The sequence below is a fragment of the Paenibacillus sp. MCAF9 genome, from assembly GCF_052114265.1.
In the GTDB taxonomy this organism is placed as follows: Bacteria; Bacillota; Bacilli; order Paenibacillales; family Paenibacillaceae; genus Pristimantibacillus.
Genome location: NZ_JBFREL010000011.1, coordinates 1 through 12,998, shown reverse-complemented (window position 1 = coordinate 12,998; position 12,998 = coordinate 1). Strand labels below are relative to the sequence as shown.

The window sequence follows — 12,998 nt, the reverse complement described above, 5'->3', positions numbered from 1 at the left end:
ACGCTCCTTTATTGACGAAATTTATTATAGATATTAATATTTTTATTAAGATAATAATTTCTAATATCATTAGTCCATTTTTTCAGTCTATTTAAATTTATCCTAACATTGCGAAGCAGGAGGAAATGAAAGATGACGACGGCACCTGACAAAAACATCATCGTAACGAACCAGCCAACGAGAGAACAGCTTGAAAAGATTTACGATATTTTAGATGAATGCTTTTCAGTAGGCCGAGTTTTTTTCCAAGAAAGACTGGACCTCGATAGCACTTATGATCCAGAGACAACATGGTTCGCAATGGTCGACGGTGAGATTGCTGCTAATGTGCAAATTTTCCCTCTTTCTATTAGAGTCGGTCAAGCGATCTTGAAAACTGGTGCAATGGGCAGCGTCGGTACAGCTCCAAATTATCGCGGAATGGGCCTTACGCACAAAATTCTTCATGCACAAACAGACTACATGAAAGAAACCAATTATGATATAAGTTTACTTCTGGCTAGTAAGCATGCGTTTTATGAAAAGGTTGGCTGGGAACTTATTCCCGAGACTGCTTACGCTATTGAAAAGCAAGCAAGCTTTGAGCAGCAAAGCAGCTATGACATCGTTCCGTTTGAGCCTCGTTATCTTGATGATATCCGTTTCATATACGAACAGTTCAATCAGAATCGCACCTATACCGTAGTTCGTAATGAAGCATACTGGAATGATTTAATAAACTGGCCGGAATGGAAAAAAGCAGACTGTCTGCTGCTCCGCAGAAATAAAAAAATTGTAGCTTATGGCATGATTGAAAAGAAGGATACTGAACAAGTATTTATTAATGAATTCATGTATTTGAACGAGGCAGTGGACGGTGTTGAACATTTATTTCATGCCTTATGTCAGCTGCGCCCAAGTGCAAAGCAAATATTAGCGATGCTGCCAGAGGATCATAAGCTATATTCCTTTTATCAACAACATCAAGCGCAATCCATTCCAATTAATCAGGCGATGTGGAAAATGATCAATCTACATTCTACATTCGAAAAGCTTCAGCCTGAATTGGAACATCGTCTTAACGTTAATAGCTTGATGGCAGATCAAGAACTGTACATAGCGCTTCAATGCGGAGAGGATCATATATACCTTGATTACAAGCAGAAGCGGCTTTCCGTTTCCAATGTTAGTCATGCTGAGTCCTATGTCGAGGTAGAAGCGGATGAACGCAATCTCATAACATATTTGATGTTCGGCTATAATGCGGCAGGCAGAGCAAAGGATAGTGCTGAACAGGCAGCCATTTTGCAAGCCCTATTTCCGAAACAGCAGGCCGTGTTTTATTTGACCGACAAATTTTAATTCATTTTCCTTCAATTGATGTTGCTTAATAGCTTATAAAAAAGGGTGTGTCGCAAGTCCAGAACTGCTCGGACTTATGACACACCCTATTTTCGCATAACGCTAACTACTAATCGTTTTTCATTTTTGATCTTCCTAACAAAACAGCACCATAGGCTGCATCCCTAATCGGCAGGATCAGCTTTGTTTGCGGGTAGGCTCGTGCAAGCTTTCGTTCCAACGCATCTTTTACAAAACGAGATTTTTGCAGCACACTTCCTGCAACGGCAATCGAACTTTCATATAACTCTAGTCGCTCAATAACAGGCACCACAAGCTCAAATAGACTGGCTGCACATTGCTCCGCTAGCTCAAGCGCCTGCGCATCCCCTCTTTCGCATGCTGTCGTCATAATCGGTGCGAGCTTCGCAATATCTTTTTTTGTTGTATTTTTATGATAAACAAAGCCAATAATTTCTTTCACAGTGCTTAGCCCAAGCTGCTCGTATACTAGCGCTGGAATGATCGTATCCTTCATTCTTCCGTCCTCTGCTTGAACTAAGATGGACAAGAGATTACGTCCAATGCAATAGCCGCTTCCCTCGTCATCAATGAGATGGCCAAAGCCTCCTGTTCGATGCTGCTCTCCCTTTTCATTCACACCGAAGCAAATCGACCCTGTACCGGCAATGAGAATAATGCCTTGCATCGCATTTTGTGCTCCGTATAATGCGGTTTCTTGATCACCTGTAATCGTTAACGGCCCTATGTAACCATTATCTCTCACATGCTTCTCCAAAAAATGAACGACTGACGGATTGCTTACGCCTGCTGCTCCTATACAGATATGAGTAACTTCCTCTAAATTGCTGCAGTAGAGCCTCGTTCGATTAAAAATTTCCTCAAAGGCGGCGGCAATCGCATCAGAATCCCCGCCGTTATAATTAATTGGCCCTACAGTAAAGGTTAATAAAGCATCTTCCTGGTCATGGATAATTGTGACAGCTGTCTTGGTGCCGCCTCCATCAATTCCAACGATATATGCCATACTCATATCCCCCTAAAGCTGAATCGTAATGTTGGCAGTTGGTGTAAGCTCACCATTTAGGATTGGAATAAGTGATTTAAATGCATTTAATGAATACTCAAATGCTGCAATTCCGCAAAACTCACCATCGATTAATGTTAAATCATATGGTCGGCCTAATGTAATGGCCGTTACTTTGCAATCTGCTGCCAACAGCTTCTGTACAAGCGCAAGTTGGCCTTTGTTTTCACGCGCATTGAACAAGCCGATTACAACATGCTTGCAGCCTTCAGCCTTTTGCAGCGCAGCATTGATTTGCTCCTCGCTCGGATCAATGCTGATAATCTCATACGCTGCATGAAAATGCTCACCCATATATTGCGGGAAGCTCAGATCTTGATTGACACTGCTGGATGCAAGATCGGTGCGATAGGAATAGGAGCCCATAAATAATACTTGCTCATCACCTGTTCGAATGGGATCAATCTCACCGTTAATGCGGCAGATCGTTTCCGTTCGTATCAGATCATTCGCACGGCGATGTACATCGCAGCCAACTATTTCGTAATCCAGCTCCTCAATAACTGCATATTGGGCTTTATAAGCTAAAATTTTTGTAACAGCTGCATCAATAACCGCTTCATCCAAATCACCGATTGCTACAGCTTCTTCTATTAAATGAATCGCTGCTTTAACCGTTTTAGGCGTATGACTAATAAATACCAAATCAATACCTGCTTTAACGGCCCCTAACGCTCCTTTTGCAGTACCATAATAACGTTTAATCGCATCCATTTCCAAACAATCCGATACAACTAAACCTTTAAAACCTAATTTTTCTTTTAATAGCTCTGTAATAATCGTATAAGACATCGTTCCCGGCAGTCCGGACTTATCGATTTGCGGAAATAAAATATGTGCGCTCATAATAGCTTGAGCACCTTGCTCAATTGCAGCCTTAAACGGCAGCAGTTCAAGCTGCTCTAATTCCTCTACCGTTTTTTCAATCGTAGGCAAGCCAATATGCGAATCGACATTTGTATCACCATGACCTGGAAAATGCTTAAGCGAGGACATTACGCCTCCACCCTGCAATCCCTTCATCATCTCAATCCCATATTGTGATACCTTCTCGGCTGAATCTCCATAAGAACGAACGTTGATAACGGGGTTCAAGGCATTATTGTTAATGTCCATCACTGGCGCAAGATTGAAATTAATACCTAATGCTTTCAATTCTCTGGCAGTCATTCTGCCTGCTGCATATGCATTTTCAGGTCGGCCTGACGAAGCAATTGCCATTGCCCCAGCAACATTTGTCGCGTCCTTGGGCATTCGAGTCACACGACCGCCTTCTTGGTCAATCGTAATAAAGCCTGGGAAACCTGTATGTGTCGTGAACCATTGCTGCAACTCAGCTACAAGCCCGCCTAATTGATATTTATCTTCGATATTATGTGAAAATAAAATAATATTGCCGACTTTATACTGCTCGATTACTTCCTTCAGCTCAGGAGATATCTCAGTTGACGGGAAGCCTGTGACGAACATTTGCCCGATCTTTTCACGCAAGCTCATTTGTTTTATTGTTTTCATCAATTGCTCACCATCCACTAACGATATAAATGATATTGCTGCTTCATTTCTGCAAATTGCTTGCTTTCCTCTGCGAACTGTTCAAGCAGCTGCTTTGCTCGAATATTTTCCGTACGATACATGCTGTCCCCGCCCAGCAAATCGATAAATGGGCGTGAGCCCTCCTTCACAGGAGGCAGGAACGAAAATTGCTCATACAAATCTCTTATCGCAAATAATAAGGTTACGCCAACATCCAACGGCTTCATCACTTGGATGTCTGTAATATATATTTGTACTCCGCCACATCGTTCGCCAACATGCTTAGATGAGGCCGGCTTGAAATGAACAGGTCGGAAATGTACACCTGGCATTCGTTTGGCGTTCATCTCATCTGCCAATTGCTCCGCTTGAATGAAGGGAGCGCCAATCATTTCAAATGGGAACGTTGTACCGCGTCCTTCGGAGCAGTTTGTACCTTCAAATAAGCATGTACCTGTATATAATAACGCTGTTTCATATCGAGGTATCCCAAGTGAAGGATGAACCCAAGTTAATTTTGTATTTGGGAAGGACATGCTCCGTTCCCAGCCTTCCAAACGAACGACATGAAGCGAAGCTTTCCAATTCATTTGATCATTTGCCATCATTGCCACTTCACCTGCTGTTAGGCCATATCGAACAGCGAGCTCGTAATTTCCAACAAATGATTTGAAGCTAGGCTTTAATATATTCCCTTCCACGTTTACCCCATTAAGCGGATTAACACGATCAAGAACAACAAATTCTACGCCTGCCTTAGCACAATCTTCAAGTGCATACAGCATCGTATATATATATGTGTAATACCGTACACCAACATCTTGAATATCGTACACAACGATATCTACTTCATCCAGCATTTCCTTTGTTAAACGCTTGGAGTCTTTACGGTATAAACTATAGACCGGAACATTCGTCAAAGGATCCATATACGTCTCTACTAATGCCCCTGCATCCAAATCTCCGCGAACACCATGCTCAGGTGAAAACATCGCAGTAAGATTAAAATTTTCATGCAAAATGGAAATTGTTGATTCAAATTTTTTTGTAAGCCCTGTCGGTGCTGTAATTAATCCTACGCGCTTGCCTTCAAACCATTGACGATAATTCATAATCGAATCAATCCCATTTAACACCATATAAAGTTGCCTCCTTACTGAACTGTTACCAAAGACTAGATTGTCTAACCTTCATCGTTTCAGCAGGCACCATAAAGGCTTCTGCATATGTTTTTCTTGCTTCACAGCCGCGAACAACTGCTAATGCTTTATAGTAATCCATATATTTGAATGATTTGCTATTCGTCACAAACCAATGTTTGCTTAAAGCATCAATCCATAGATCATATGCCGCCTGATCGAAATCCACGTATAGGTAAGGGACATAATCAACAGCATCTTCCCAGTTTTCGGAATAATATAGTCTTGCTGCAAAGTGAGCAGGAAGATCTCGTTCAAAGGATGACAGGCTTGCGAAGAAACGAGCATCATTTACGATATGATGCGTTAGCGCATGATCCTTATGCATACTGTTTTTCCAATGTGTAATAATAATATTTGGCTTTACACGGCGAATAACATCACAAACCTCCATACGAACTTGTTGATTGTCAGGCAGCTCTCCGTCACAATAATCAAATACAATAGCTTCACCGCCAAGCATATCAGCAAATACTTCCGCCTCTTTCACTTTTTGCTGACGGTACTCCTTCATATCCCCTCCTGCTGGCACACCTCTTTCACCTGCAGTTAATGCTAGTGTCACAATGCGGTCTCCCTTTACACTATGACTAGCTAGTACACCACCGGATGCTAGTTCCACATCGCCAACATGTGCTCCAATGGCCAATACTGTTAATTTTTCACTCATCTTTATAGTTCCCTCCGCAGTATAGAAAATTGTTTTTCAATACTAAATCCTGCTTTTTGATAGATTCGAAGAGCCGGATTATTGCTTCCAGTGAATAATGAAATATATTGACAGCCCACATGTTGAAAAGCCTCTACCATTCGGAAAAATAATACACTGCCGAGACCATGACCCTCATGCTCTGGGTGAACACCGATACCGCAAAAAAATGCTCGACCATTCGGTTCTGAAATAATAGGACCTGCAAAGCCAACAACCTCGTTGCCATGCACAGCTGCTATAAGAGGTGCGCCATCCTTCACATACGATACAACATCTTTTTCCCACTGCGGATTTTGCAAGGCAGCAAGCGTTGCATCAAGACCATTATGCAAAGCAGGGGCATAAGGAGTAACATAATAGCTTTTACTATTTGCTTTAACTTCTTTGCTTGTCATATCTTCAGGAACACTAAAGTTTCCGAGTCTTAAGTACATGCCGCATTGCGTCGCCCGATCCACGTACCCTCTAGCGATTAAAGCGTCGTATAATGGCTGGTCCTTACTGATGCCTGGGGCATTGTTGTGCTCATGCTGCCGCGCACTTGGAATATTCCATATCAGCTTAATAGGGTTGAAAAACAATACTTCCGCCTGTCTTTTTCCAAGCACTTGGAATCTTTTTTCTATACCTAAAAGAAAAGCATCGTAATACTCTAGAGCAGCGTCTTCGGCATCAATAATAACACTCGTAATATAGCCGGCTACATCTCCAAGCGGGAGGTCGTCACCGCTGCAACCGGCTGCAAAACCAACAATACCTTTTTCATTGCAGCCTACCCATATACACTCTGCATCGAAATAATGATGATCAATGAATTTATTTTGAAACTCTCGCTCTGTAAATGATTTGTAATCATATTTTGTAGCCTCTCGATTCCAAAGCTCCACAACTTCAGAAAGATCTTCAATTGAAAAGGGTCTGATTTGCATCTTCAAACCTCCTGTGAACGTCCAAGATAAGGCCAAGAAATTTTGCCCATGACTACTGGCTGAGAAGCTCCAGTTACTAGTGGAATATTGTTTGGCAAGCGCTTCATCGTATAATACGCCAGCACAGCAAATGCAATGGCTTCCTTAGCATCACTATTGCCACCGATATCCTCCTGCGTCAGCACCTGCACCTTATATGGTGCAAATAATTGCTGCAAATCACGCACTAACGTCAGGTTATAGCTGCCACCGCCACCAATTAACAATTGCTGGGCTTGATGCTGTGGCGCAATATACCGTTCATAGCTATCGACGATGCTCCATGCTGTTAAGTGTGTAGCTGTTGCAATAACATCTTCAGCTTTCCAGTTATTAGCCTCCATCGATTCAATAATTTGTGCAACGTATGGTTGACCAAATCGTTCTCTGCCTGTCGATTTCGGTAAAGGCATCCTATAATATTCATCTTGCTGCATCCATTTCAAAAGCTCATCAATCACATGACCGCTCGCAGCAATTCCACCGCCAACATCCATCGTCATTGGCGCAAATAATTGCGATACAAGCCCATCGATAATCATATTTCCAGGGCCAGTATCAAATGCAAATACCTGTTCCGGCGAGGCATTTGCAGGAAGAACAGTCACATTCCCTATTCCTCCAATGTTTTGCAGAAGAAGTGTTTTCTCTGGATTGTTAAACAATAAATATTCAGTAAATGGTACTAACGGCGCTCCTTGTCCGCCCATTGACATGTCAGCGACTCGAAAGTCTGATACGCAAGGAATTGCTGTGCGATTCGCAATTACTGCACCATCGCCAATTTGAACTGTACAATGCAGGTTATAGCCGTCCATAACATTTTCTTCCGGAGCATGATAGATCGTTTGACCATGTGATCCAACGGCAAATATTTGTGATGGCTCTAGCCCGCATTTCCCTATAACGGACAATGTGGCTTGGGCGTATAATTCACCAAGCCACATATTCATTGCGCCAACTTTATCAATCGTAGCGTTAGCCCGATCAAAAAGCTTAAATATTGCATTTCTAACTTGCTTCGGAAAAGCTGTGTTCTCAAAAGCCAGCAGCTCAATCTCTACTCCTTGCTCTTTATCCGGCATTGGAGAAAGCTTAATTACCGCTGCATCAATACCATCTACTGATGTACCAGACATCAAGCCAACTAAGTATGTTGCTTCAACTTTTGATTGTTTGTCCATCAGCCCTTCACCGCTCCAACTGTTACTCCTTCAAGGAAGTATTTTTGTAAACTGAAGAACAAAATAAACATTGGAACTGCTGAAATTGTTGCACCTGCCATCATTGGAGCAAAGTAAGTTGTATTCGCAAAGCGGAAGTTTTTCAAGCCGACCTGAATCGTTTGCATATCCATCGTATTCGTTACTAGGAATGGCCAGAAGAAATCATTCCATGCTGCCATGAACGTTAGGATTGCCAGTACTGCCATAACTGTTTTTGATAGAGGCATAATAATATGCCAGAAGATTTTAGGTTGAGAACAACCTTCGATTTTTGCAGCTTCAATAATTTCAACTGGAATGGAAGACATGAACTGCTTAACCAAGAAAATGTTATACACCGTTACGATGCTTGGCATAATCAAAGCTGTATACGTATTTTGTAATTCAAAAATATTTACGATTAATATATATAGTGGAACCTGTGTGACTTGACCAGGAATCATCATCGATCCTAGCAAAATAGCGAACAAAATGTTTCTTCCTTTAAATCTCATTTTCGCAAAAGAATATCCTGCAAGTGTAGCAAAAAACACGTTAGATACCGTGATACAAGCTGCCACAATAAAAGAGTTCATTAGCCAATCCCATGAATGCGGGCTGAAGTTAAAGAAGAATTTATATGATTCAAATGAAATCTTCGACGGGATGATCGAATAGCTCATTGCGCCAGCTTCTACCGGATCACCGAACGAGGAAATAATCATAAAGTAAATCGGGAAAATGGTAGCTGCGGCAAATAGGATAAGGAACGTAATAATTAGACCATTACGGACGAACAGATACCCTTTGCTTCTGATGTTATTGTTGAACAAACCCATAGTATCCTGCCCCTATCCTAGTATTCTATTTCTTTGCCCAAAAACTTAAATTGAAGGTATGAAATAATTGCGATAATCGCTGCTAGAAGTAATGATTGCGCTGCTGCCTCACCAAACTCAAAATATGTGAACGCATTGTTAAAAATCAACAAACCTACCATTGTTGTTGCATGGTCTGGTCCACCGCCTGTCATAAGATAAGCGTTTTGGAATACTTGGAAGGAACCAATGACACCTGTAACAAGTAGGAATAGCGTGGTTGGCTTAAGAAAAGGAACGACGATAAACCAAAGCTTTTGCAAGAAAGTCGCGCCATCAATATCAGCTGCTTCATAATAGCTGTTATCAATACCGAGCAATGCAGCTAAATAAATAATAATCGCTGTACCATGACTTGATAGCCATGACATTAATACAAGTGAAAACATGGCAGTTGCACTGGAACCAAGCCAGTTTTGATTAGTAATCCCAAAAAACGACACAACCTGATTGGCAATACCTGATTTTAACGGATCGAAGATCCACAGCCATACAACAGCAAGCGCTACACCTGATGCTACAGCTGGCAAGTAATATACTGCTTTAAAGATTGTTTGTGTTCTTTTCTTGAAAGGTATAATCAAAATTGCAATTAAGAAGGATAGAAAAATATTAAATGGAACCGTTAATAACGTATATACTAATGTGTTTTTCAATGCTTTCCAGAAAAGTTCATCTGAAAATGAGTTAACGAAGTTTTCCAGGCCGACATATGTGGACCCTAATGGACGATATTCTTGTAAGCTGATCATAAAAGCATTGATTACTGGATATGCGGTAAATAAAGAAAACGCAATAAGTGCTACTGCGATAAACGCGTATCCCCAACCTAAGTCACTTTCGAGTTTCAATTTTTTTCTTTTAGTCAACGTTTGATTCATTGGGTCGCACCTCTCTTCTTAAAAAAGTAAAAGCTCTAGTCTAATTTAGAAGGAAAGCTGTACGTTGTAGCTACGTACAGCTTTCACATGCTAGGTTATGACAGACTAGTCAACTACAATACCATCTTCACCGAAGGCTTTAATTGCTGCTGCTTTAACTGCATCATACATTTTTTGTGGACTGATCTCATTTGCAAGTAATGCTTGCAGCTTAGGAACGATGACTTCCGTTTCAATTTTAAGTGCTTCTGCGGCTAGATCAGTTGGGATATCTGTACGCGCCGGAACCGCTTTGGACATCATGATTTGGTCTGCTTTAACGTTCTCTTCATTGCGAGGATATTGTTCAAGCACTGCAGCATTGCGTGCAGATTTTGTAATTGGTGATAAGAACAGCTCATTACTGTAGTTAGCTGCAATGGTTCCCGAAGATAGGAAATTAATGGCTAAACCAATATTTTTAACATGCTCTTCAGAAGGATCCTTTTTGCCGCGAAGCGCAATGTAACCATCAACAACAGCTGTAGGAATGTAATCAGCGCCGTTAAATGTAGGTGTAGGAAGCGCAATGTATTCAGCTTCGATTGAATCCGCTACTGCAGAACCATCATTCGCTTTAATTTTTTCATTGTTTAGACGAGCAGAGTTTTCAAAGCTCGCTAGGCCTTTACCAGTGATCATGGTTTGACCAGTTAAGAACATATTCCAGCGCTTGCCTGCATCGATAGAGCTTAGCTCTTTAGGCATTGAGCCATCATCGATCATTTGACGGATAGCTTCAAGCAAACCTAAGAAGTTTTTGCTTGTGTAGGAGAACTTAAGGTTTTGATCAAAGTAGTCTGGCAAACCGGCAGATTTAGCCATAATACTAAGATAATCCTTAGATGTAACACCAGATGTTGCGAAAACGAAACCATACTGAGTGGTTTCGCCTTTAGCGTTTTTAACAACGCCTTTACTAATTGCATCGCGGAATTGGTCATATGTCCAACCGTTTTGTTGAACATTTTTCCAGTCGATACCCGCTTTCTCTAAGAACTGTTTGTTGCCACCGATAGAATGAATGGCCAAGTAAGCTGGCAAACCATATTGAGAATCGCCCAATTGGAAGTATTTCATTGCAACTTCATCATAATCCGCTTTAACTTCATCTGAAAGCGCAGCATTAAGGTCAATTAGAACGTTTAGTGCTGCATATTTGGAGATTCCTGTAGAACCAACCCAAGCGATATCTGGAGGAGAACCCGCATTTACTTGGGTATCAAGCTTTTGTGTCATATCTTCCCAGCTCGCTGGCTCGATTTTCAAAGTTAGGTGTGGATACAATTCATTAAATTCTTTTTCCATGTCAGTAAAACGCGCTTGGTAGTTAGCCGATACTGGAGGTAATAATGCAGTAATCGTATCTTTTTTTAGCTCAGAACCACTGTTGCTGCTGCCTTTGTTTCCGGAATTTGTAGCGTCTGGAGCGTTTTTCCCGTTTCCTGCACAAGCGGTTAATAGTGATAACATCATGATTACTGACAAAAATAGAGTTAATACAAATGATCTTTTTTTCATCGATAACAGCCTCCTCAATTTTTAAAAGCATCAATCCCGTTACTCCATTTCTTTTCCACCTAAGCCAATGATGAGATCGCTTGTTTCAACCGTCCTCCATTTGCGTTAAGTGCTTGTTCTGCTTCCTTTGCATCCAACCCCGTTTTAATCATCATTATTGCCAGCTTACAATTCATAGATGCTCTTTCAAGTGTTTCTGCGGCGGTTGATGTGTCTACACCCGTCGTATTCATAATAATACGGACTGAGCGATCTACCAGCTTAAAATTACTTGCCTTTAGATCAACCATTAAGTTGTTATACGTTTTTCCTAACTTGACCATTGTGCATGTTGTCAGCATATTAAGCACCAGCTTTTGAGCAGTTCCCGCCTTTAATCGAGTCGAGCCGCTAATGACCTCCGGCCCTACAACAGGTGAAATACAAACATCTACAATGGGTTCAAACTTTGAGCCTTTGTTGTTACAAACACCGATAGTGGCTGCTCCAAGCTCCTTTGCTTTCGTTAAAGCTGCAATAACATAGTTTGCACTTCCGCTTGCCGAAATCCCAATTAGCACATCTTTGTTTGTTACACCGATGCTTTCGATTATTGCGGTCCCTTCATCAACATCGTCTTCACAGCCTTCAACCGCACTACGCAAAGCAATATCGCCACCAGCGATATAGCCCTGTACCAAGGAAGGATCTGTACCAAAGGTAGGAGGACATTCTGAAGCATCCAAAACACCTAATCTTCCTGATGTGCCAGCTCCTATATAAAACATTCTTCCACCATTAGACAACCTATGATGTAGAACATCTACCGCCTTTGCAATCTGCGGAATTTCCTCAGCTATAGCTACTGAGACCAGAGCATCTTGTTGATTCATTAACTGGACCATTTGCTCCGTCGTACATTCATCAATCATTAATGTGTCTGGATTCACAGCCTCTGTTGTTAAACCCGCAAGGTAGTCATTCATAGTCATCCTCCGTCTTGTTAACAATATTTCACATATAAATTACTAGATAAGTGAGGTTAATTAACATGAATTATTTTTTTATATTAATACACTGTTCTCAATCCGTCAATAGATTTTGAAATAATATTTCATAAAGAAATAATATTCTGTTTTTTTATTTCAATATCTATACACACTGTTATATCACATTTACAAACCGCTTACAAGGTACTTTTTTAATTTTCATTAAACGCTTACAGTACTATCGTTACAGCATTCCTAAAAAAAGAAATCGCTGTCATATGCGCTTATTTCCAATTCAAATGAAGCATGAAATTACACAGTCTCTAATCAACCAGTAGACGTTTTGCCTACAATTTTTATTCATTTTCTACATTAAGATAACGTGCGAAGCTCTTAATTGTCGAATTAAGCTATTCATTATATGGTTGGATTAAACGCATTTGTTACGTAGCTAATCTAACATATACTGAGTGAGTATTATGTTAGGTATAAAAATAAATGCATGAAATACACAAAGAAAGAGGGTGTCCCAAAAGCCATAGGCTTTAGAGGCACCCTCTTCAAAGTTTTGAAATCTGTAAAAAACAAAGAAACCAACCTTTGGTAAAATGGAGGTACCACCCAACCATCTTCGAAAGGAAGGTTTCTATGTACATTCAATAT

At 40.9% G+C, this 12,998-nt stretch carries 11 protein-coding genes; 1 reads left to right on the top strand and 10 read right to left on the bottom strand.

The window, feature by feature from the left end:
• Positions 1-132 precede the first annotated feature (132 nt).
• Positions 133-1,341: a GNAT family N-acetyltransferase gene (locus AB4Z45_RS18290; protein ID WP_441910667.1), complete on the top strand. Its 1,209-nt coding sequence runs from the start codon at positions 133-135 to the stop codon at positions 1,339-1,341.
• A gap of 109 nt (positions 1,342-1,450) precedes the next feature.
• Here AB4Z45_RS18290 and AB4Z45_RS18285 read toward each other — a convergent pair whose 3' ends face one another.
• From AB4Z45_RS18285 to murQ, 10 genes are all read right to left on the bottom strand, one after another.
• Positions 1,451-2,368 carry an N-acetylglucosamine kinase gene (locus tag AB4Z45_RS18285; RefSeq protein ID WP_441910665.1) on the bottom strand — a complete coding sequence of 306 codons (918 nt, stop codon included), beginning with the start codon at positions 2,366-2,368 and terminating at the stop codon, positions 1,451-1,453.
• A gap of 12 nt (positions 2,369-2,380) precedes the next feature.
• Positions 2,381-3,943: a glycoside hydrolase family 3 protein gene (locus AB4Z45_RS18280; RefSeq protein WP_441910663.1), complete on the bottom strand. Its 1,563-nt coding sequence runs from the start codon at positions 3,941-3,943 to the stop codon at positions 2,381-2,383.
• Positions 3,944-3,960: 17 nt separating this feature from the next.
• Positions 3,961-5,103 (bottom strand): exo-beta-N-acetylmuramidase NamZ family protein, encoded by a 1,143-nt coding sequence (locus AB4Z45_RS18275; RefSeq protein ID WP_441910661.1) that lies wholly within the window; start codon positions 5,101-5,103, stop codon positions 3,961-3,963.
• 25 nt (positions 5,104-5,128) lie between these two features.
• Positions 5,129-5,833, bottom strand: coding sequence for a PIG-L deacetylase family protein (locus AB4Z45_RS18270; RefSeq protein ID WP_441910659.1), 705 nt, complete (start codon positions 5,831-5,833; stop codon positions 5,129-5,131).
• A gap of 2 nt (positions 5,834-5,835) precedes the next feature.
• Positions 5,836-6,804 (bottom strand): GNAT family N-acetyltransferase, encoded by a 969-nt coding sequence (locus AB4Z45_RS18265; protein WP_441910657.1) that lies wholly within the window; start codon positions 6,802-6,804, stop codon positions 5,836-5,838.
• Positions 6,805-6,806: 2 nt separating this feature from the next.
• Complete coding sequence (locus AB4Z45_RS18260) at positions 6,807-8,027, bottom strand: anhydro-N-acetylmuramic acid kinase (RefSeq protein WP_441910656.1); 1,221 nt, start codon at positions 8,025-8,027, stop codon at positions 6,807-6,809.
• Entirely contained in the window at positions 8,027-8,887 is an 861-nt protein-coding gene (locus AB4Z45_RS18255; protein WP_441910654.1) for a carbohydrate ABC transporter permease, read from the bottom strand. The genes AB4Z45_RS18260 and AB4Z45_RS18255 overlap by 1 nt, the downstream gene beginning before the upstream one ends.
• A 17-nt stretch (positions 8,888-8,904) precedes the next feature.
• Positions 8,905-9,807, bottom strand: a complete 903-nt coding sequence (locus AB4Z45_RS18250; RefSeq protein WP_441877306.1) for a carbohydrate ABC transporter permease — start codon at positions 9,805-9,807, stop codon at positions 8,905-8,907.
• A 105-nt stretch (positions 9,808-9,912) separates the two neighbouring features.
• The gene (locus tag AB4Z45_RS18245; RefSeq protein WP_441910652.1) at positions 9,913-11,367 is read right to left on the bottom strand and encodes an ABC transporter substrate-binding protein; all 1,455 of its coding nucleotides are present in this window, start codon (positions 11,365-11,367) and stop codon (positions 9,913-9,915) included.
• Between the two features lie 59 nt (positions 11,368-11,426).
• Positions 11,427-12,332: an N-acetylmuramic acid 6-phosphate etherase gene (gene murQ / locus AB4Z45_RS18240; protein ID WP_441910650.1), complete on the bottom strand. Its 906-nt coding sequence runs from the start codon at positions 12,330-12,332 to the stop codon at positions 11,427-11,429.
• Positions 12,333-12,998 lie beyond the last annotated feature (666 nt).

Coding starts and splice junctions, on each gene's coding strand:
- AB4Z45_RS18290 (WP_441910667.1), top strand. CDS start 133: ATGACGACGGCACCTGACAAAAACATCATCGTAACGAACCAGCCAACG.
- AB4Z45_RS18285 (WP_441910665.1), bottom strand. CDS start 2,368: ATGGCATATATCGTTGGAATTGATGGAGGCGGCACCAAGACAGCTGTC.
- AB4Z45_RS18280 (WP_441910663.1), bottom strand. CDS start 3,943: ATGAAAACAATAAAACAAATGAGCTTGCGTGAAAAGATCGGGCAAATG.
- AB4Z45_RS18275 (WP_441910661.1), bottom strand. CDS start 5,103: ATGGTGTTAAATGGGATTGATTCGATTATGAATTATCGTCAATGGTTT.
- AB4Z45_RS18270 (WP_441910659.1), bottom strand. CDS start 5,833: ATGAGTGAAAAATTAACAGTATTGGCCATTGGAGCACATGTTGGCGAT.
- AB4Z45_RS18265 (WP_441910657.1), bottom strand. CDS start 6,804: ATGCAAATCAGACCCTTTTCAATTGAAGATCTTTCTGAAGTTGTGGAG.
- AB4Z45_RS18260 (WP_441910656.1), bottom strand. CDS start 8,027: ATGGACAAACAATCAAAAGTTGAAGCAACATACTTAGTTGGCTTGATG.
- AB4Z45_RS18255 (WP_441910654.1), bottom strand. CDS start 8,887: ATGGGTTTGTTCAACAATAACATCAGAAGCAAAGGGTATCTGTTCGTC.
- AB4Z45_RS18250 (WP_441877306.1), bottom strand. CDS start 9,807: ATGAATCAAACGTTGACTAAAAGAAAAAAATTGAAACTCGAAAGTGAC.
- AB4Z45_RS18245 (WP_441910652.1), bottom strand. CDS start 11,367: ATGAAAAAAAGATCATTTGTATTAACTCTATTTTTGTCAGTAATCATG.
- murQ (WP_441910650.1), bottom strand. CDS start 12,332: ATGAATGACTACCTTGCGGGTTTAACAACAGAGGCTGTGAATCCAGAC.